This is a genomic window from Bradyrhizobium diversitatis (assembly GCF_016031635.1).
In the GTDB taxonomy this organism is placed as follows: Bacteria; Pseudomonadota; Alphaproteobacteria; order Rhizobiales; family Xanthobacteraceae; genus Bradyrhizobium; species Bradyrhizobium diversitatis.
This window is the reverse complement of record NZ_JACEGD010000016.1, coordinates 107,954-126,572: the sequence shown is the minus strand read 5'-3', so window position 1 is coordinate 126,572 and position 18,619 is coordinate 107,954. Positions and strand designations below refer to the sequence as shown.

At 65.0% G+C, this 18,619-nt stretch carries 19 protein-coding genes; 6 read left to right on the top strand and 13 right to left on the bottom strand.

All coding sequences use genetic code 11. The features are described from left to right. Positions 1–50 precede the first annotated feature (50 nt). The 5 genes from H1B27_RS18975 to H1B27_RS18955 are packed head-to-tail and all read left to right on the top strand — an operon-like array spanning position 51 to position 4,799. Positions 51–260 (top strand): ferredoxin, encoded by a 210-nt coding sequence (locus tag H1B27_RS18975; RefSeq protein WP_197967088.1) that lies wholly within the window; start codon positions 51–53, stop codon positions 258–260. A 48-nt stretch (positions 261–308) separates the two neighbouring features. Next, positions 309–1,529 carry a cytochrome P450 gene (locus tag H1B27_RS18970; RefSeq protein WP_197967087.1) on the top strand — a complete coding sequence of 407 codons (1,221 nt, stop codon included), beginning with the start codon at positions 309–311 and terminating at the stop codon, positions 1,527–1,529. A 35-nt stretch (positions 1,530–1,564) separates the two neighbouring features. Next, on the top strand, positions 1,565–2,887 hold the full coding sequence (locus H1B27_RS18965) for an MFS transporter (protein ID WP_197967086.1): 1,323 nt from the start codon (positions 1,565–1,567) through the stop codon (positions 2,885–2,887). A 3-nt stretch (positions 2,888–2,890) separates the two neighbouring features. Then, complete coding sequence (locus H1B27_RS18960) at positions 2,891–3,550, top strand: sulfite oxidase-like oxidoreductase (protein WP_028178372.1); 660 nt, start codon at positions 2,891–2,893, stop codon at positions 3,548–3,550. A 25-nt stretch (positions 3,551–3,575) separates the two neighbouring features. Next, positions 3,576–4,799 (top strand): bifunctional alpha/beta hydrolase/OsmC family protein, encoded by a 1,224-nt coding sequence (locus tag H1B27_RS18955; protein ID WP_197967085.1) that lies wholly within the window; start codon positions 3,576–3,578, stop codon positions 4,797–4,799. Positions 4,800–4,808: 9 nt separating this feature from the next. Here H1B27_RS18955 and pdxR read toward each other — a convergent pair whose 3' ends face one another. Beyond that, positions 4,809–6,257, bottom strand: coding sequence for a MocR-like pyridoxine biosynthesis transcription factor PdxR (gene pdxR, locus H1B27_RS18950; protein ID WP_061878166.1), 1,449 nt, complete (start codon positions 6,255–6,257; stop codon positions 4,809–4,811). An 82-nt stretch (positions 6,258–6,339) separates the two neighbouring features. Between pdxR and H1B27_RS18945 the strand changes: the two genes are divergently transcribed. Next, on the top strand, positions 6,340–7,254 hold the full coding sequence (locus H1B27_RS18945) for a DMT family transporter (RefSeq protein WP_061878656.1): 915 nt from the start codon (positions 6,340–6,342) through the stop codon (positions 7,252–7,254). On the opposite strand, the gene H1B27_RS18940 is transcribed toward H1B27_RS18945, so the two are convergent. The 12 genes from H1B27_RS18940 to H1B27_RS18885 form a co-directional block, all read right to left on the bottom strand. Continuing rightward, the gene (locus H1B27_RS18940) at positions 7,233–8,288 is read right to left on the bottom strand and encodes a YeeE/YedE family protein (protein WP_197967084.1); all 1,056 of its coding nucleotides are present in this window, start codon (positions 8,286–8,288) and stop codon (positions 7,233–7,235) included. The two genes, H1B27_RS18945 and H1B27_RS18940, sit on opposite strands and share 22 nt — an antisense overlap. Positions 8,289–8,403: 115 nt before the next feature. Beyond that, positions 8,404–9,408 carry a quinone oxidoreductase family protein gene (locus H1B27_RS18935; protein ID WP_197967083.1) on the bottom strand — a complete coding sequence of 335 codons (1,005 nt, stop codon included), beginning with the start codon at positions 9,406–9,408 and terminating at the stop codon, positions 8,404–8,406. A 51-nt stretch (positions 9,409–9,459) separates the two neighbouring features. Then, entirely contained in the window at positions 9,460–10,791 is a 1,332-nt protein-coding gene (gene paaK, locus H1B27_RS18930; protein ID WP_061878169.1) for a phenylacetate--CoA ligase PaaK, read from the bottom strand. A gap of 38 nt (positions 10,792–10,829) precedes the next feature. Continuing rightward, complete coding sequence (gene paaI / locus H1B27_RS18925) at positions 10,830–11,279, bottom strand: hydroxyphenylacetyl-CoA thioesterase PaaI (protein ID WP_197967082.1); 450 nt, start codon at positions 11,277–11,279, stop codon at positions 10,830–10,832. A gap of 101 nt (positions 11,280–11,380) precedes the next feature. Then, complete coding sequence (gene paaE / locus H1B27_RS18920) at positions 11,381–12,463, bottom strand: 1,2-phenylacetyl-CoA epoxidase subunit PaaE (RefSeq protein ID WP_197967081.1); 1,083 nt, start codon at positions 12,461–12,463, stop codon at positions 11,381–11,383. A gap of 136 nt (positions 12,464–12,599) precedes the next feature. Beyond that, positions 12,600–13,103: a 1,2-phenylacetyl-CoA epoxidase subunit PaaD gene (gene paaD, locus H1B27_RS18915; RefSeq protein ID WP_197967080.1), complete on the bottom strand. Its 504-nt coding sequence runs from the start codon at positions 13,101–13,103 to the stop codon at positions 12,600–12,602. Beyond that, a complete protein-coding gene (paaC, locus tag H1B27_RS18910; protein ID WP_061878173.1) occupies positions 13,097–13,873 on the bottom strand; it encodes a 1,2-phenylacetyl-CoA epoxidase subunit PaaC in 777 nt (258 codons plus the stop codon). Before paaC ends, paaD begins: the two co-directional genes overlap by 7 nt. Next, positions 13,873–14,160 carry a 1,2-phenylacetyl-CoA epoxidase subunit PaaB gene (paaB, locus tag H1B27_RS18905; protein WP_015687593.1) on the bottom strand — a complete coding sequence of 96 codons (288 nt, stop codon included), beginning with the start codon at positions 14,158–14,160 and terminating at the stop codon, positions 13,873–13,875. The genes paaC and paaB overlap by 1 nt, the downstream gene beginning before the upstream one ends. Positions 14,161–14,170: 10 nt before the next feature. After that, a complete protein-coding gene (gene paaA / locus H1B27_RS18900; protein ID WP_197967079.1) occupies positions 14,171–15,163 on the bottom strand; it encodes a 1,2-phenylacetyl-CoA epoxidase subunit PaaA in 993 nt (330 codons plus the stop codon). A gap of 76 nt (positions 15,164–15,239) precedes the next feature. Then, positions 15,240–16,106, bottom strand: a complete 867-nt coding sequence (gene paaX / locus H1B27_RS18895; RefSeq protein WP_197967078.1) for a phenylacetic acid degradation operon negative regulatory protein PaaX — start codon at positions 16,104–16,106, stop codon at positions 15,240–15,242. Positions 16,107–16,321: 215 nt separating this feature from the next. Then, positions 16,322–17,092, bottom strand: a complete 771-nt coding sequence (locus tag H1B27_RS18890) for an alpha/beta fold hydrolase (RefSeq protein ID WP_197967077.1) — start codon at positions 17,090–17,092, stop codon at positions 16,322–16,324. Between the two features lie 201 nt (positions 17,093–17,293). Continuing rightward, the gene (locus H1B27_RS18885) at positions 17,294–18,580 is read right to left on the bottom strand and encodes a DUF445 domain-containing protein (protein ID WP_197967076.1); all 1,287 of its coding nucleotides are present in this window, start codon (positions 18,578–18,580) and stop codon (positions 17,294–17,296) included. Positions 18,581–18,619: the final 39 nt, after the last annotated feature.

Below are 18,619 nucleotides of genomic sequence, written 5' to 3'. Positions count from 1 at the left end.
GAGGAACGCGCCGCTTCGGGCCCCGCGCGCACACGACCGAGGAAGCCGCAATGTCAGAGCGACTAAGGGTTCACGTCGATCCGGAGAAATGCCAGGGCCACGCCCGCTGCAAGGCCCTCGCGCCGGAGCTTTTCGAGCTCGACGAATATGGCAATGCGCACGAAGCCGGCGACGGCACCGTCCCGCCGGGGCTCGAGGACAAGGCCTGGCTTGCGAAAGCCAACTGCCCGGAAATCGCAATCGATGTGACCGAGGAGTAGCGCGGCCACCTGCGCTTTCAGCGAACACGAGCCGAGGGATTCCCTGCCATGACCGACGTCAACCAGCCCACCGCCCATCCACCCGTGACCGACTGGATCCATGATTTCGACCACACCGATCCGCAATGGACGGAGGACCCGTTCCCGATCTGGGACGAGCTGCGCGCCGCGAGTCCCGTGGTGCACACGGAACGCTTCCTCGGCTGCTACCTGCCGACGACCTATGAAGCCGTGCGCGAGATCGCCAACGACACCCAGCACTTCTCCTCACGCCGCATCATCGTCCGCGATGTGCGCCCCGAAGTCGCGAGGAACGCGGCGCCGCCGATCACCTCGGACCCGCCCGAGCACAAGCCGGCCAAGCAATTGCTGCTGCCGCCTTTCACGCCGGACGCGATGAAGAAGCTCGAACCGCGGGTTCGTGCCATCTGCAACGAACTGATCGACGAGTTTATCGCCGACGGCAAGGTCGACGCCGCCGCACGTTACAGCAAATACATCCCGGTTCGGGCGATCGCGCACATGCTCGGCATTCCCGAGAGCGACAGCGACCTTTTCATCAACTGGATTCACATGATCCTCGAGCTCGGCATCAAGGACGAGAGCAAGCTGCTCCAGGCCGTGCAGGAGATGACCGCCTATTTCAGCGGCCACATCGAAACGCGCAAGAACAAGCCCAGCGACGACCTGATCTCCTATCTGATGAACGCCAGGGACAAGCAAGGCAATCCGCTCGAAGACTCCCATGTGCTGGGCTCGCTGCGCCTGCTTCTGATCGCTGGCATCGACACCACATGGAGCGCAATCGGCTCCTCGCTCTGGCATCTTGCGAAGACGCCGGCCGACCGCGCGCGGCTGATCGCCGAGCCCGGGCTGATCCCGACCGCGGTCGAGGAGCTGCTGCGCGCCTATTCGCCGGTGACGATGGCGCGCGAGGTGGTCAAGGAAACCACGGTCTCGGGTTGTCCGGTGAAGCCCGGCAACATGGTGCTGTTGTCCTTCCCGGCCGCCAATCGCGACCCCAAGATGTTTCCGAACGCTGACAAAGTCGTGATCGACCGCCGCGAGAACCGCCACGCTGCCTTCGGCCTCGGCATTCATCGGTGCGTCGGTTCCAACCTTGCGCGAATGGAGATGCAGGTTGCGCTGGAGGAATGGCTGAAGCGGATTCCGGACTTCCGCCTCGATCCGGCAGGCACCGTGACCTGGTCACAGGGCACGGTGAGAGGCCCCCGACAGTTGCCATTTTTGCTGGGAAAGGCGATGTAGGCCTTCCCCAGACAAAAGGAAGCGGAAGGCCGGACGTGACAGAGCAAGCAATCCAACCGGCCTCCGAGACTTTTGACGTCGCCGACGCCGAGCGGCGGATCAAGGCGATCTTCATCGGCTCCATCGGCAACCTCGTCGAGTGGTACGATTTCTACGCCTATACGGCATTCGCGCTCTATTTCGCTCCCGCCTTCTTTCCCGGCAACGACCCTGTCGTGCAGCAATTGAATGTCGCCGTCGTGTTCGCGGCGACCTTCCTGATGCGGCCCCTGGGCGGCTGGTTCTTCGGCTATCTCGCCGACCATTTCGGCCGGCGCATCTCGCTGACCCTGTCCGTCGTCTTCATGTGCTTCGGCTCGCTGATCATCGCGCTGACGCCGACCTATGCCACGATCGGCTTCGCCGCGCCGGTGATCCTCGCGCTCGCCCGCGTTATCGAGGGCCTGAGCCTCGGCGGCGAATACGGCGCCAGCGCCACGTATCTCAGCGAAGTCGCCGATCCCAAGCATCGCGGTTTCTATTCTAGCTTCCAGTACGTCACGCTGATCGGAGGCCAGCTCACCGCGATCATCGTGCTGCTGCTCCTGCAAAAGGTCTTCCTCACACCGGAAGAGCTGAAGGCCTGGGGCTGGCGCATCCCCTTCGCGATCGGCGCGCTGCTGGCGATCTTCGCCGCAGTGATGCGGCGCGGCCTGCACGAGACCGAGGCCTTCGAAGAGGCCAGGAAGGTGGTGAAGACGACCGGCTCGATCACCAATCTGCTGCGCTATCCGCGCGAGCTCTTGCTGGTCGTCGGCCTCACCGCCGGCGGCACCGCGGCGTTCTACACTTTCACCACCTACATGCAGACCTTCGTCAAGCTTTCGGTCGGGCTGACCGAGGACCAGACCACCTTCGTGATCTTCGGCACGCTGATTTTCGCAACCATCCTCCAGCCGATCTACGGCGCGATCTCCGACAAGATCGGCCGCAAGCCGCTGCTGATCTTCTTCGGCGTCGCCGGCACGCTCGCGACCGTTCCGCTGCTGATGGCGCTGAAGGAGACGAAATCGCCCTTCATGGCGTTCATCCTGATCTGCGCCGCCTGGCTGTTCGTTGCTGGCTACACCTCGATCAACGCCGTGGTGAAGGCTGAATTATTCCCGACCAACGTCCGCGCCCTCGGCGTCGGCCTGCCCTATGCCATCACGGTCTCGATCTTCGGAGGCACGGCGCCGGCGATCGCGCTCTATTTCAAAAGCATCGGGCACGAGGAATGGTTCTATTTCTATCTCAGTGGCATCATCTGCCTGTCGCTGATCATCTATTCAACCATGCGCGATACCAAGCACGCCTCCGCAATGCATCGGCACGAGTAGGCCATGACCGACGAGACGCCATCCGACAGCAAGCTGACGCGCACCAAGGAGAAGTGGGCGCGCGAGGGCCGGTTCCTCACCGGCAAGATCACGCGTCCGGAAGATCAGCGCCTGCCGCCCGGTCAGCACCTCACCAAGGACTGGCCGGTGCTCGATCTGGGCGTCGTACCGCCGGTCTCGCGCGAGCGCTGGCGGCTCGACGTCTACGGCGCGATCGAAACCCCCGTGTTCTGGACCTTCGACGAGTTCATCGCACAGAAGCAGGCGCGGTTCACCTCCGATATCCACTGCGTGACGACTTGGTCGCGCTACGACAATGAATGGGAGGGACTCGCGACGCGCGAGCTGCTCGCGGCCTGTCAGCCGCGCGAGGATGCGCGCTTCGTCGTGTTGCATTCCTACGACGGCTACACCACCAACCTCCCACTGGAAGACTTCGCCGCCGAGGACGCGCTGCTCGCCCATAGCTGGTCGGGCCAGCCCCTGAGCGAGGAGCATGGCGGCCCGGTGCGGCTGGTGGTGCCGCATCTGTATTTCTGGAAGAGCGCCAAATGGCTCCAGGCCATCGAATTCCTGACCGAGGACGCGCCGGGCTTCTGGGAAGTCCGCGGCTATCATAACCGCGGCGATCCCTGGGCCGAACAACGCTATTCGGGCGATTAAGTTCTAGCAAGGACGGGGGAAGCCCATGCCGACCGAACGCTTTCAATTCACCGGAGAAGGCGGCCATCAGCTCTCGGCCGCGCTGGAGCTGCCTGACGGCGAGGCCGCGGCGTTCGCGCTGTTCGCGCATTGCTTCACCTGCGGCAAGGACGCGCTGGCGGCCAAGCGCATCGCGGTCGCGCTCGCCGCCAAAGGCATTGCGGTGCTGCGGTTCGACTTCACCGGGCTCGGCTCCAGCGAGGGCGATTTCGCCAATTCGACGTTCTCCTCCAATGTCGCCGATCTCGTGCGCGCGGCCGATCATCTGCGCAGCATCCGCAAGGCGCCGTCGATCCTGATCGGCCACAGCCTCGGGGGTGCCGCGATCCTCGCGGCAGCAGGACAGATCCCCGAAGCCAGGGCGGTCGTGGCCATCGCGGCGCCGTCCGATCCCGCCCACGTCACCGGTCTGTTCAAGGAGCATATCGACAAGATCCGCGCCGAGGGCGAGGTCGAAGTCTCGCTTGCGGGACGTCCGTTCCGGATCAGGCGTGAATTCCTCGACGACATCGCCGAGCACGAGCTGATGAAGGACGTCACCGGCCTGCACAAGGCGCTGCTGGTGATGCATTCGCCTGTCGACGACACCGTCGGCATCGACAATGCGACGAAGATCTTCGTTGCGGCGAAGCATCCCAAGAGCTTCGTCTCGCTCGATCATGCCGATCATCTGCTGACGAAGCCCACCGACGCGCTTTACGCGGCCGACGTGATCGCGGCCTGGGCGAGCCGCTACATTGACGCAGCAAAGCCCGCAAAAGCGATGGATCTACCCGAGGATCCGCGAAAGGTCGTGGTGCAGGAGACCCGCAAGAGCAAGTTCAACCAGATCATCACCGTCGGGCCGCATCATCTGGTGGCCGACGAGCCGGTCGCGGCCGGCGGCGCCGATGCGGGGCCCGGCCCGTATGACTTCCTGCTCGCCGGCCTCGGCGCCTGTACCTCCATGACCATGCGCCTCTATGCCGACCGCAAGTCACTGCCGCTCGAGCGCGTGACCGTCACGCTGAAGCATTCCAAGATCTACGCAAAGGACTGCGAAGAATGCGAGACCCGCGACGGCATGCTCGACCAGATCGAGCGCGACATCACGATGGACGGCGCCCTCGATGCCGAGCAACGCAAGAAGCTGATGGAGATCGCCGACAAGTGCCCGGTGCACCGGACACTGACGTCGGAGATCCGCATCGTGACGAAGGCGGTGGACTAGGCGCCTGCACTAGAAGCACGATGCCATCGTCCGCACGGCCGCGCTGATCTCGCTCTCGCGCCACGCCGCGAAGCCGAGCAGCAGGCCGCGATCGCGGGGCCGGCCAACCGCCAGGCTCGAAAGGGCGCGCGTCTCGACCCCCGCCGCAACCAGCCGCTTCACCGCCGCCTGATCAGTGCGCCCGCGCTTGAGTCGGGCGACGAGCTGGATGCCTCCAGGAGGCACTTCGACCGAGAGCATCCCGCCGAGCTGTCGCTCCAGTTCCTCGACGAGGTGATCGCGGCGCGCGTGATAGAGCCGGCGCATCCGGCGCAGATGTGCGAGGAAATGCCCATCGGCGATGAACTCGGAGAGTGCTTCCTGGATGTGACTCGAAGCGATCAGCCCGATATGCCGCTGCGCGATCTCCAGGGTGCTGGCCAGTGCCGGCGGCGCCACGAGATAGCCGAGCCGGATATCCGGCGTCATCGCCTTCGAGAAAGTGCCGACATAGAACACGCGGCCATGGGCATCGAGTCCCTGCAAGGCCGGCACCGGCCTGCTGTCATAGTGGAATTCGCCGTCGTAATCGTCCTCCACGATCCAGGTCTTGCCGGGCCTGCTCAGGCTGAGAAACTCGGCGCGGCGGGCCAGCGACATCAGCCGCCCCGTCGGATGCTGATGCGAGGGCGTCATGAAGATCAGTTTTGGCGCCGCAAGGCCCGGCATCCGTTGCATACCCTGCTCGTCCAGTCCGATACCGCTCACGCGTGCGCCGGACGCCCGGAAGGCGGCCGCAGCACCGGGATAACCGGGATCCTCGACCCAGACCTCATCGCCGGGCGTGATGATGGTCGCGGCAATCAAGGTCAACGCAGCCTGCGCGCTCGGCAGGATCATGATCTGGCCTGCGGCGGCCCGGACACCCCGGCTGGTCGCCAGATAATCCGCGAGCACCTTGCGCAGGCGCGTCCGGTTGACCGGGCCGAGCTCGCGCCTGGCTGCACGCACGGCATTGCGGCGCAAGCAACGCGCCCAGACCTCGTCCGGAAACTCTCTGAAATCGCCATGCCCCGGGCGCAACGGCCTCAGTGATGCCTGATAGGACATCGGCCAGTCGGTTTGCTTGAGATTCAAGGCCCAGGGCGACAGTCGCGGCTTACCGGAGCGTTCGCGCACCACAGCAGCACCCGCTCCTAGACGATCTCCGCCACCATCGACCGTGACCACCGGACGGCGGCCGTGCGATGCCGCAACATATCCCTCGGCGGCAAGCTGTTCGTACGCATAAGTGACGGTGTTGCGGGAGACACCGAGATCGCTCGCGAGCCGACGGCTCGACGGCAGCGTACGGCCCCTCCCGAGACGGCCGCTCGCGATCAGGTCTCTAAGCTGGCCCGTCAGCTGCGTCACCAGCCCGGCGTCGTCCGTCCGTTTCAAGTCGATCAGAGCGGAGATCACCTCTTCCGAAACTGGCATCTCATTATTCTCCGATCTGGCGCTTTTTCCGGTGCCAGCGGCGATGCTATCCGGCTAACCGGACTGCTTCAAGGACTCCGAGATGAACTCACTTTCCCCCCGCGCGGCCGTCGGCCTGTTCCTCATCGTCGTGCTGGCCTGGGGTGTGAACTGGTCGGTGACGAAGCAACTCGTGGAATTTGTCTCGCCGCTGTGGACCGCCGCGATCCGGAGTTGGATCGCTCTGGTCGGCCTCGTCGTGATCCTCGGACTGAGCAAGAATCTGGTGATCCCGGAACGGCGCGATATACCCGTCATCCTCAGCGTCGCGCTGCTGCACATGACGCTGTTCTCGATCCTCGTCGCGGCGGGCCTGCGCTTCCTGCCCGCGAGCAAGGGCGTCGTGCTCGGCTACACCACGCCGCTCTGGGTCGCACTCGCCGCGCCCATCCTCGGACAGGGCACGTTGACCGCGCCGATGCTTGCCGGCGCCCTGCTCGGGCTGTTCGGGCTTGCCGTCATCCTGAATCCGTTCTCGATCGACTGGACCAATGCAGGCGTCTTGCTCGGCGCCGGCATGGTCATCCTGGCCGCGATCTCCTGGGCCGCGAACATCATCTATATCCGCGCGCATCGCTGGATCGCGTCCCCGCTCCAGCTCCTGCTCTGGCAGGTGCTCGTGGCCACGGTCGTGCTGTCGACACTGGCGATGATCATCGACGGGCTGCCGCAAGTCGACTGGTCATGGCGGCTCGTGTCGCTGTTCCTGTATTCGGGCCTGATCGGGACGGTGCTGGCCTATTGGGCGATGTCGATGGTCAACAAGAGCATCTCGGCGCTGACGACGTCGCTCGGGACCACCGCGACGCCGCTCGTCGGCATCGCCAGTGCCGCGATCCTGCTGGGCGAGCCGATCGACGCGAGCCTTGCCATCGCGGCCGGACTGATCGTCAGCGGCATCGGCCTTGCGACGCTCGGCGACCGACTGCTGCGCGGTCAGGCCACTGCGAGGGGTTGAACCCGCAGCGCACCGCGCAGACCCGCCGTCGTGCCGAGCAGGATGCCGGCGAGCGCCACGAACGACCCGAGCGCAAGCGTCGAGATGCCGGTGAGCCCCTGCCCGATCGAGCAACCGAACGCCATCACGCCGCCGATGCCCATCAGCGCCGCGCCGCTGCCTGAGCGCAGCATGTGACGCGGTGAGGAATAGCCTTCGAGCTTGAACCGGCCCGTAGCGAGCGCCGTCACCAGACTGCCGGCGAAGACGCCGGCCACCGTCGCGATGCCGAAATTCAGCGTCAGACCGGTCGAGAGCATGGCGTATTGCAGCGCATCCGCGATCGGCGCAATGAAGGTGAGCGAGGTCACCGGGACGGGGTTGAAGTCGTCTGCGCCGAGACAGCCGGTGACGTACCAGCCGCCGGCGACGAGCAGGCCGACGACGACACCTGCCGCGATCTGACCCGGCGAACGACGAAACGCTGGGTGCGCGAAGGCGAACAGCATCAGCGCGACGACCGTCGCGGCGGCGGCAAGCGCGCGCGAAAGCGATTCCGTGAGACCGAGCATCATCAGCACGGACGGCAGCGAATTTGCGCCGACAGTCGTTTGCGAGGCCTGGACCAGGGCGATACGCGCCGGCGCGATCAGGCCCTTCAGCGTCATCTGCGCGGCAATGGCGAGCACGATCACGACGACGAAGGAACGGAGATTGCCGCGGCCGAGCAGGACCAGCGCCCGCGAGCCGCAGCCGTTCGACAGCACCATGCCGTAGCCGAACAGCAGGCCGCCGAGGAAGAGCACAGGTACCGAGAACGACTGCTGCAGGTAGATCGACTTGCCGAGGTCGACCATGCCGTTGCCGGCAAGGAGCTGGCTGGCGGCGATCGCCACCGCGATAGCCAACGCATAGCTCCGCACCAGCCGCCCGTCTCCCTTCGCCAGAAAGCCGCGCATGCTGCTCATCAGGCAGAAGCCGCTGAGCAGGCCGACAGCACCGTAGACGAGCCCGATGACGAGACCGGCGAGGATGACGATCTGGGTAACTTCCATCGGCTGTTCTCAGATCTCTCGACACTCTGCGTCATTGCGAGCGCTGCGAAGCAATCCAACCTGTCTCCGCGGATGCTTTTCTGGATTGCTTCGCTGCGCTCGCAATAACGGTGGGTTACGGCTTCAGGATGACCCGGTCGCGCGAGGAGCCGGCGACGGCGACATAGGCCTCCTTGGCGCGCTCGAGCGGATAGACGGCACTCGCCTTGATCGGAAACGGCTTCAGATGTCCGCTCGCAAGGCCCGGACCAAGGTCGCGCAGTACCGCGCCTGTGGCGGCCGACGGCAGGCCCAGCGTGTCGATGCCGACATAGGTGTGCTGGCCGCGGTAGAATTCGAGGATGTTGAACTGCACGATGCGGTCGATCGCGGCGATCAGGATCTGGCGGCCGCGAAGCGCAAGTGATTTGTGCGCGGCCTGGAAGTAGGGATCGCCGACCGTGTTGAAGACGATGTCGGCGCCCTTCCCGCCGGTCAATTCGCGCACGCGTGTAGCAACGTCAATGGCAGAGGCGTCGATCACCTCGACCGGCGCGCTGCTATGCCCCTCGTAGGCTTCCGCCTTGCGCACCACGCCGATGACGCGCGCGCCCTGCCAGGTCGCGATCTGCACTGCGGCCTGGCCGACCTTGCCATTGACGCCCATCACCAGCACGGTCTCGCCGCTCCTCGGAACGCCGGCGCGGCGAAAGCCTTCCATCGCGGTAACGAAGGGCACGCCGATGCCGGCGGTCTCCTCCCAGGACACGGTTTTGGGCTTCTCCACGACAGCATCGGCCTCGACGACGAGATGGCTCGCATGGGTGCCGTCGCGGCGGATGCCGAGATCGCCGGACGAGCCGAACACCTCGCGGCCGACTGTCTCGGCCGGCCCGTCGATCACCACGCCGGCGTAGTCGCGGCCAGGGGTTCGGGGGAACACGGCATAGGGCATCAGCCCGGTCGCGGCCTTGACGTCGGATGGATTGACGGCTGCGGCTTTCACCTCGATCAGAACATCGTTCGGACCGCGCGTGAGTGTCAGGCGCTCCTCGACTGGCGCAAGCGCGGCGGCGCTTTCAGCCTTTGAGGCAAGGCGCACACAGCGTGCTTCGACGGTTTTGGCTTCGGCTGTCGACATGGAAAGACCCGCGATTTCTCGCGGGCCTTGTCGCCCCTGGGCGCGGTCAAGTCAATCCTTGGGCCGCTTGTCGTAGAGCCTCTTGGCCTTGCCGAGCGAACGTTCCAGCGTGGCGGGCGCGACCACCTGCACCCTGGAGCTGATCCCGATCGTGTTCTTGATGTGGGTCGAGATCCGGTCCGCATGGTCGAGCAGACCCCGGCCATCCCAGCTCTCGGGCCGCGCCTCCGCGATGATGGTCAGTTCGTCCATGCGGCCTTCGCGAGTCAGTTCCAGGATGAAGTGCCCGCCGCACCAGTCGGTCGCGAGCAACACCTCCTCGATCTGGGTCGGAAACAGGTTGACGCCGCGCAGGATGATCATGTCGTCGGAGCGGCCGGTCACCTTCTCCATCCGCCGCATGCCGGGCCGCGCCGTGCCCGGCAGCAGTCGCGTCAAATCGCGGGTGCGATAGCGGACCACCGGAAAGGCTTCCTTGGTGAGCGAGGTGAACACCAGCTCGCCCTTCTCCCCGTCCGGAAGCACCGCGCCGGTCTCGGGGTCAATCACCTCGGGGTAGAAATGGTCCTCCCAGATGTGCAGCCCGTCCTTGGTCTCGATGCATTCCTGCGCGACGCCGGGGCCGATCACCTCGGAAAGACCGTAGATATCGGTCGCGTCCATGTCGAAGGCGTCCTCGATCTCGCCGCGCATCGCATTGGTCCAGGGCTCGGCGCCGAAGATGCCGATCTTGAGCGAGCACTGGCGCGGGTCGAGCTTCTGGCGCTTGAACTCGTCGAGGATCGCCAGCATGTAACTCGGCGTCACCGTGATGATGTCAGGCCGGAAGTCGTTGATGAGCTGCACCTGCCGCTCGGTCATGCCGCCGGAGATCGGCACCACCGTGCAGCCGAGCTTTTCTGCGCCGTAGTGCACTCCTAGCCCGCCAGTGAAGAGCCCATAGCCGTAGGCGTTGTGGATGATCATCCCAGTGCGCCCGCCGGCGGCGCGGATCGAGCGCGCCATCACCTCCGACCAGGTGTCGATATCGCGCTGGGTATAGCCGACGACGATGGGCTTGCCCGTGGTGCCGGAAGAGGCATGCACGCGCACCAGCTTCTCGCGCGGCACGGCGAACATGTCGAAGGGATAGTTGTCGCGCAGGTCCGTCTTCGCCGTGAACGGAAATTTCGCGAGATCGGACAGCTCACGAAAGTCGGACGGATGCACGCCGGCGTTGTCGAAGGCCTTGCGATAATGCGCGACATTGTCGTAGGCGTGCTTCAGCGACCAGGCCAGCCGCTGCTTCTGCAGCGCCATGATCTCGTCGCGCGAGGCGCGCTCATGTGCGTCCATCTCGGCGCTATAGGTACCGGCACCTTCCTTGAGCCTCGTCAGAGCCATCCTCGTTTCCCCACATTGGTTTGTTCTTTCCTTTGGTCTTATTGATCTGGCGCCGGCAGCCACGTGCCGGGAATGACGCGAGAATGTCCGCGGAATTCCGCGATGACAGTGTCGCGCGCAGTCACGCGCACGTCGTAGATGCCGGAACGGCCGCCGCGAGTGATCTCCCGCGCCTTGGCGATGAGACGATCGCCAAGCTTGCCCGGCTTGATGAAGGTGATCTGGCCCTGCGCCGCCACCACGCGCTCATTGTGCGAATTGCAGGCGAACGCGAAGGCGGAGTCGGCGAGCGTGAAGATGAACCCGCCATGAGCGATGCGCTGGCCGTTGACCATGTCCGGACGCACCGTCATGGCGAGCGTTGCGAAGCCCGGGCCGATCTCGACGATCTCCATGCCGAGACCCTTGGACGCATCGTCCTCCGCCCACATCGCGTCAGCGCAGGCGCGGGCAATATCCTCAGGCGACAGGGCGGCTTTGACGTTCACGCGCTTCTCCGGGCCAGATGCTCGCACATGATGTTCTGCTGGTTGGCTCAAGCTGTCAAATAATGCGACGCATTTGCATTCATGGGGTCTGATCTGCCCGATCAGACATGGTCATAATCGACGACGACACGCTCGGACGATGGTTTTGCCTGGCAGGTCAGGACGAAGCCGGCCTTCAGCTCCCACGGCTCCAGCGAATAGTTGATGTCCATCGGCGCCTCGCCCTCGACCAGCTTGGCGCGGCAGGTCGAGCACATCCCGCCCTTGCAGGCGAAGGGCAAATCGATCCCGGCACGCAGCGCGGCATCGAGGATCGCCTCATCCTCTGCGACGGGCACGTCGCGCCGCTTGCCGTCGATGATCAGCGACGCAATCGCCTTCGGCGGCGCATCCGGCGCAGCGGCTTTCTTCGGCCGCGGCTTGCCGCCGAATTCAGAGACGAAGCGCTCGACGTGGATACGCTCTTCGGCAATGCCGAGATCGCGGCAGGTCGCCTCGATCTCCTCGCTCATGCCAAGCGGGCCGCAGATGAAGACGTGATCGACGCTCCCCGCCGGCACCAGCGAGCGCAGCAGCACCCTCACCTTGTCGCCGTCGAGACGGCCATGCAGGATCGGGATGTCCTGCTCCTCGCCGGAGATGACGTGGAAGAGCGAGAGGCGATCGATGAAGCGATCCTTCAGCTCCTCGAGCGCTTCGAGGAACATGATGTTGTCGGTGGTACGGTTGCCGTAGAACAGGAAGAAGCGGCTGTCCGGCTCGCGGGCAAGCACACCCTTCACGATCGACAGGATCGGCGTGATGCCGGAGCCGGCGGCAAAGCCGACATGGATGCGCGCGCGATCGGCCGGCGGGACCACGCCGAAGCGGCCGGTCGGCGTCATCACGTCGAGCTCATCGCCGCATTTCAGCTCGTCCGCCGCCCAGCTCGAGAACGCCCCGCCGTCGACCTTCTTCACGGCGATGCGGATCTCGCCGTCGTCGGGGCCGGAGCAGATCGAATAGGAGCGGCGCACCTCTTCGCCATCCAGCATCGTGCGGAGCGTGAGATACTGGCCGGGCGTGAAGGCGTAATCGCGAGCGAACTCGCCGGGAATGGCGAAGGTCATCGAGACCGCGTCGGACGCCTCGCGGCGGAGGTCATTGACGGCCAGGCGATGGAAGCGCGGTGCGGCTGCGGACATTACGGACACCCTTGTTCGGTCTCTCTGTCGTCATTGCGAGCGAAGCGAAGCAATCCAGAGTCCTTCCACGGAAGCAGTCTGGATTGCTTCGTCGCAAGAGCTCCTCGCAATGACGACGGGGTTGGCATCGTGCGCCTCAATGACACTTGAAGTAATCGAAGGGTTCGCGGCAGGCCTTGCAGCGCCAGAGCGCCTTGCAGGAGGTCGAGCCGAATTCGGACAGCAATTCGGTCTTGTCGGAGCCGCATTGCGGGCACGCCACGGCCTGCCCGCCGAACAGCGCGCGGCGCGAGCTCGACGCTTGCGGCGGCGCGATGCCGTAGGCACGCAGCTTCTGGCGCCCGTCCTCGCTCATCCAGTCGGTGGTCCACGCCGGCGACAGCACGGTTCGCACCTTCGGATGACGGAAACCGGCGCGCTCCAGCGCCAGCTCGATTTCCAGCGCGATCATGTTCATCGCCGGACAACCCGAGTAAGTCGGGGTGATTTTGACTTCGACCAGGTCGCCGTCGAGGACGATCTCACGGAGCACGCCGAGATCGGCGATGGTCAGCACCGGGATTTCTGGATCGACCACGCTTGCCGCAGCATCCCAGGCCCGCCGGCGCAGCTCGCTGTCGCGCTCCAGCACGCTCACCATGTCAACCCCGGAAAGGTGCGCTGCATCGATTGCAGCTCGGAGAGGAGATGGCCGAGATGTTCGCTGTGCCGACCCGTACGGCCGCCCTGCTGCATCCAGTTGTTCTGCGGCAAGACGAGCGTGGCTTCGCTGACGACATCGGAGATCGTCTGCAGCCAGCGACCGCGCAAGGTCTCGGGATCGACGGCGATGCCGGCCTGGATCAGGGCGCGCTCGCCGTCGTCGACCGAGAACATCTCGCCGGTGAAAGCCCAGAGATGATCGATCGCGGCTTGCGCCCGCCGGTGACTTTCGTCTGTGCCGTCCCCGAGCCTGATGATCCATTCCGAGGCGTGGCGCAGGTGATATGCGCTCTCCTTCTCGGACTTAGCGGCAATGGCGGCAAGCGTCGTATAGCGCGAGCTCATCATGGCACGCCAGCAAAGGTCGGCGAAGGCGGAATAGAAGAACTGCCTCACCAGCGTCTGGGCAAAGTCGCCATTCGGCTGCTCAACCAAGAGCAGATTGCGGTACTGCCGCACGTCGCGCAAGTAAGCGAGCTTGTCCTCGTCGTTATCCCTACGTTCGGCCTTCGCAGCAAAGGCGTAGAGCTCCCGTGCCTGGCCGATCAGGTCGAGCGCGATGTTGGAGAGCGCCATGTCCTCTTCCAGCATTGGCGCGTGCCCGCACCATTCCGACAGCCTGTGACCGAGGATCAGCGCATCGTCGGCGCGGCGCAGTGCGTAGAGCACCAGCGGCGTTTCGGAGACCTGGATGTTGGCGACGGCCATCACATGTGCCCCACTTCTTCCGGCACCTCGTAGAACGTCGGATGCCGGTAGATCTTCGACTCCGCCGGCTCGAACATCATGCCCTTCTCGGCGGGATCGCTCGCGGTGATCGCGCTCGACGGCACGACCCAGATCGACAGGCCCTCGCCGCGACGGGTATAGATGTCGCGGGCGGCTTGCAGGGCCATGGTCGCGTCGCTGGCATGCAGCGATCCCACATGCTTGTGCGCGAGCCCGTTGCGGCTGCGAATGAAGACCTCCCACAGCGGGGTGTTCGGCGTGGCCATCTTGATCTCCCTATTCTGCAGCCTGCGCGGTCTGACGCCGAGCGCGCTTGGCGGCATAGGCGGCTGCCGCCTCGCGCACCCAGGCGCCCTCCTCGTGTGCCTTGCGGCGCGCGGCCATGCGGTCGCGGTTGCAGGGGCCATTGCCGGCGAGCACCTGCTTGAATTCGGTCCAGTCGATCTCGCTGTAGCGCCAGTGCCCGTCCGCATCCTGCGTCATGCCGGGATCGGGAATGGTGAGGCCGAGATATTGCGCCTGCGGCACGGTGGCATCGACGAATTTCTGGCGCAGCTCGTCATTGGAGAAGCGCTTGATCTTCCACCTCGTCGAGGTGTCGCTGTGCTGGCTCGCGACATCCGGCGGGCCGAACATCATCAGCACCGGCCACCACCACCGGTTCAGCGCATCCTGCGCCATCGCTTTCTGCTCGTCGGAGCCGCGGCACAGCGTCAGCATGATCTCGTAGCCCTGGCGCTGATGGAAGGATTCCTCCTTGCAGACGCGGATCATCGCGCGCGCATAGGGGCCATAGGAGCAGCGGCACAGCGGGATCTGGTTCATGATCGCGGCGCCGTCGACTAGCCAGCCGATCGTACCGATGTCGGCCCAGGTCAGCGTCGGATAATTGAAGATCGAGGAGTACTTTGCCTTGCCCGCGAGCATCGCGTCGACCAGCTCCTCGCGCGAGGCGCCGAGCGTCTCGGCTGCCGCGTAGAGATAGAGCCCGTGGCCGCACTCGTCCTGCACCTTGGCGAGCAGCGCGGCCTTGCGGCGCAACGTCGGCGCACGGGTGATCCAGTTGCCTTCGGGCAGCATGCCGACGATCTCGGAATGCGCGTGCTGGGAGATCTGGCGTGTGAGCGTCTTGCGGTAGGCCGCCGGCATCCAGTCGTTCGGCTCGATGCGTTCCTCTGCATCGATGCGGGCCTGGAACTCCGCAGCCTTCGCCGCGTCCTCGAGACCGCGATCCTCGGTCTCGGCCGTGTTCAGCGCCTGGGTATACATGCGCATCCTCCCGATTTATAGGGAGATAATATATAACAAAAATTACATCATGCAAGATATTTCTGTAACATAAAGATCAAGCATCGAACCTCCGTTCCAGGAGCTTCCGGGCCGCCGGCAACGGCCCCTTCTCGTTGCTTCCATGGCCGTCGAGCCATTGTTCCGATGCAACGAGGAGCGCACGATAGATCTCGGCGCAGAGCGCGCGGGCCGCCCTTCCCGGCCAATCCGCGGGCAACAGGCCTTCGGGCAGCAGCGGGTCGCGCAGCACGACACGGCGATAGTAGTGGATCAACAGGATCCGCGCGGTGAAGGCATCGGCCTCGGACAATTCAGTACCGCGCGCGATCGCGGCGCGCAGCGGCTCGAACGTCTTCATGAATTTCAGATAGGCATCCGCGGTGCGATCGAGCGGCCAGCTCGCGCTGAGCAGACGCCGCCCGCTGTCATCCTCCGCCGAGACTTCGAGGCGGATGGCGCCCGCAGCCTCGTCCGGCACCGGCACGCCCGACGGCGCGACCCACACACCCGGCAGCGGACTGCCGAAGCCGGCATTGCGCAGCGCCTCGCGCGAGGCGTCGCGGTCCTCGCCATTGCCGATCAGCAGCAGCTCGAAACGCCCGGTCCAGTCGGACGGCGGCGGATCGTAGATGTGGCGCGTGGCAGATTCAAACGTCTGCCTGCCCTTGTCGGCCAGGCGATAGAAACTGTTCCGACCGACCTTCTCGCGCGTCAGCCAGCCGTCGGCAGCAAGCCGCGACATCGCGGTACGAACAACGCCGCTGTCGATATCCAAGCCTTCGAAGAATTCCAGCAGCGTCCCCAGCCACACCGAGCCGCCGCGCGGCACGATGGCATCGCCGAACACGGTGATGACGATGGAGCCGGTGCGCGACGGCTCGCGCTTGAGCTGGTCGATGATGCGGGAGAGCGGATGCGCCATGCACGAGCCATAGCGCGTTTGATGCGGGCGCGACAATGGACGGGGACGACGCACTTTCTCTCCCTCTCCCCGTTCTTACGGGGAGAGGGTTGGGGTGAGGGGCCGCCTCGGCAAACACGGTAACAGACGGACTCGCGGAGAGTCCCCCTCACCCGGAATTTGCTATTCGCAAATTCCGGCCTCTCCCCGCAAGCGGGGCGAGGTGAAGAGGAGCGCTATCGATGCGAATCGGGGTAGGCGAGGCTGCGCCAGCCGCTGCGGTCGAACGGACGCCACTGGCCTTCCTTCTGCGCGAGGCGATCGGCCACGGCATAGACGACGGCCGGATGATGGCCCATGCCGCAATGGCTGCTCTCGACCTCGATGCTCTCGGTCTGCGCGCCCGCCTTCTCCATGCAGCCCTGCCAGGCGCAGACACCGTCGGTGCGGCTGAAGATGGCGGTGGTCGGCACCGGCGGCGGAGCGGCAAGCTCGCCCCCGAAACGCGGATCGACCTCGTCGGACTTCCGCCCGCTCGCCCATTCGTAGACGCGCCAGGCGTTGGTCGAGCGCGGATCGCCGGCGAAGGGACTGCCGAGCGTGATCACCTGGCGCACGCGCTCCGGCATCATCTTGGCGAGTTGGCGGGCATAGAGACCGCCGAGGCTCCAGCCGACCAGGCTGATCCTGCGGCCGTGCTTGTCGTTGAGCTCCTGGACCAGATCGACCATGGCATCCTGCACGCCCTCGCGCAGGCCGTAATTGCGACCCTGACGCCAACCGCTCACCGCATAGCCCTTGCTCGTCAAAAACGCGCGCAGCGCACGCGTCGACGCATCGGAAGCCACAAGGCCCGGCAGCACCAGCACCGGATGCCCATCTCCGCGCGGCGCAAGGCTCAACAGCGGCAGCGCGCCGAGGAATGCGCCGAACTCGTGGATCGCGCGCCCTTCCAGAAACATCAGGGTACGGGACGGCGGACGCAGCGTCTGGGCAGTTGCGGTCATCGATGTTTCCCTCTGGGAAGACTTCTGGAAAGGACGCCGGCTGCGATGCCGGCAATCGGCATGAATTCCAATGCACCGGCTTCTCGAACGTTCCGCAGCGCAACATGAATCAGCTAGGTGGCCGGTTCCAGACATTCAAGCGGGAGAGATGCGCGGCGGCAATAGGCCCGCGCGGTAATGCCGACGGCCGTGACGCGAAAGTCACAGCAATCGAAGCAGGAATTCTGCGGAGTAGAGTGCGAGACCGGCGAGACCGCCGATCAGCGAGCCATTGAAGCGGATGTATTGCAGGTCGCGCCCGATGTTGATTTCGATCAGCGTAATCAGCTGCGTCATATTCCACGCCTTGACCTGATCGGAGATGAAGGTGGAGACGCCGCTCTTCTGGTCGGCCACGAAGCTGCGCAGCATCGCCACCAGGCCCTTGTTGATCTCGCCGCGCAGTTCGGCATCGCCTGCGAGCGCCTCGCCGGCCGCGACGAACATGCCGGCGAGATGATGCTGCAGCACCTGCGTCTCGCCGCTCGCGCTGCGCTCGATGAAGGAGCGCGTGTTGGCCCAGACGGTGCGGGCGAGTTCGGCAAGCTCGGGACGCGCGAGCAGATCGCGCTTCAAGCCGTCGATGCGATCGATATAGGCTTGATCGGTGCCGAGCCGATCGACGAAGCTCAGCACCATGCGATCGAACTCGCCGCGGAACGGATGCTTGGGATCGCTGCGCACCTCATTGAAGAAAGCGGTGGCTGAGGCCACGATCTTGTTCACCAGAAACTTGTCGGCGCGATAGAGCTTGAGCAGGGTCGGCAATTCCGCGCGCACTTTCTCGCGGATCATCGCCATCGTTTCCTTCTGGTTCAGCGTGTCGTGCATCACGCGCAGGAGATCGCCGAACAGGATCTGGTGCCGCCCCTCCGCCACGAAGCCGCGCAGCGTGCCGGCCGCGAGCGGCGCCAGATCGATCGCCTGGAGCTGCGATGACATGCGGCGGATGACGAAGCTCATCAGGCCGGAGCTTTCGGTGGCGGAAACGGCCTCCGGCAGCAGGCGCAACGCGAACCGCGCCAGATCATCGCTGCGCTTGCGGTCCCGCAGCCAGTCCGCAACGAAGAAGCCGAAATCGATCTCCTTCAGCTTGGCCTCGACGGGGCCGGCCTCCAGGAAATGCACCTGGATGAATTCGCCGAGCTTGTCGGCGATGCGAGCCTGATTGCTCTGGATGATCGCCGTGTGCGGGATCGGCAGGCCGAGCGGCCGCTTGAACAGCGCGACCACCGCATACCAATCGGCGAGACCACCGATGGTCGCCGCTTCCGCGAAGGCTGCAACGAAGCCGAACACGGGATGCACGGGCAGAAGCCATTTCGCGACCACGAACAGCGCGAGTGTCGAGGCCAGCACCAACGTCGCCAGCGCTTTCACACGGCGTAACTCGGCCGCGCGTTCGGCATCGCCGGGGGCGTCGAAGGAGAAGGTGTCGGGTGGAGTCATGACGGTTTGAGAGTACGTCATTCCGGTGCGATGCGAAGC

What these genes read in the sequence shown, in the direction of transcription:
- H1B27_RS18975 (WP_197967088.1), top strand. Translation starts at nt 51, where the DNA reads ATGTCAGAGCGACTAAGGGTTCACGTCGATCCGGAGAAATGCCAGGGC.
- H1B27_RS18970 (WP_197967087.1), top strand. Translation starts at nt 309, where the DNA reads ATGACCGACGTCAACCAGCCCACCGCCCATCCACCCGTGACCGACTGG.
- H1B27_RS18960 (WP_028178372.1), top strand. Translation starts at nt 2,891, where the DNA reads ATGACCGACGAGACGCCATCCGACAGCAAGCTGACGCGCACCAAGGAG.
- H1B27_RS18955 (WP_197967085.1), top strand. Translation starts at nt 3,576, where the DNA reads ATGCCGACCGAACGCTTTCAATTCACCGGAGAAGGCGGCCATCAGCTC.
- pdxR (WP_061878166.1), bottom strand. Translation starts at nt 6,257, where the DNA reads ATGCCAGTTTCGGAAGAGGTGATCTCCGCTCTGATCGACTTGAAACGG.
- H1B27_RS18945 (WP_061878656.1), top strand. Translation starts at nt 6,340, where the DNA reads ATGAACTCACTTTCCCCCCGCGCGGCCGTCGGCCTGTTCCTCATCGTC.
- H1B27_RS18940 (WP_197967084.1), bottom strand. Translation starts at nt 8,288, where the DNA reads ATGGAAGTTACCCAGATCGTCATCCTCGCCGGTCTCGTCATCGGGCTC.
- H1B27_RS18935 (WP_197967083.1), bottom strand. Translation starts at nt 9,408, where the DNA reads ATGTCGACAGCCGAAGCCAAAACCGTCGAAGCACGCTGTGTGCGCCTT.
- paaK (WP_061878169.1), bottom strand. Translation starts at nt 10,791, where the DNA reads ATGGCTCTGACGAGGCTCAAGGAAGGTGCCGGTACCTATAGCGCCGAG.
- paaE (WP_197967081.1), bottom strand. Translation starts at nt 12,463, where the DNA reads ATGTCCGCAGCCGCACCGCGCTTCCATCGCCTGGCCGTCAATGACCTC.
- paaD (WP_197967080.1), bottom strand. Translation starts at nt 13,103, where the DNA reads ATGGTGAGCGTGCTGGAGCGCGACAGCGAGCTGCGCCGGCGGGCCTGG.
- paaC (WP_061878173.1), bottom strand. Translation starts at nt 13,873, where the DNA reads ATGGCCGTCGCCAACATCCAGGTCTCCGAAACGCCGCTGGTGCTCTAC.
- paaB (WP_015687593.1), bottom strand. Translation starts at nt 14,160, where the DNA reads ATGGCCACGCCGAACACCCCGCTGTGGGAGGTCTTCATTCGCAGCCGC.
- paaA (WP_197967079.1), bottom strand. Translation starts at nt 15,163, where the DNA reads ATGTATACCCAGGCGCTGAACACGGCCGAGACCGAGGATCGCGGTCTC.
- paaX (WP_197967078.1), bottom strand. Translation starts at nt 16,106, where the DNA reads ATGGCGCATCCGCTCTCCCGCATCATCGACCAGCTCAAGCGCGAGCCG.
- H1B27_RS18890 (WP_197967077.1), bottom strand. Translation starts at nt 17,092, where the DNA reads ATGACCGCAACTGCCCAGACGCTGCGTCCGCCGTCCCGTACCCTGATG.
- H1B27_RS18885 (WP_197967076.1), bottom strand. Translation starts at nt 18,580, where the DNA reads ATGACTCCACCCGACACCTTCTCCTTCGACGCCCCCGGCGATGCCGAA.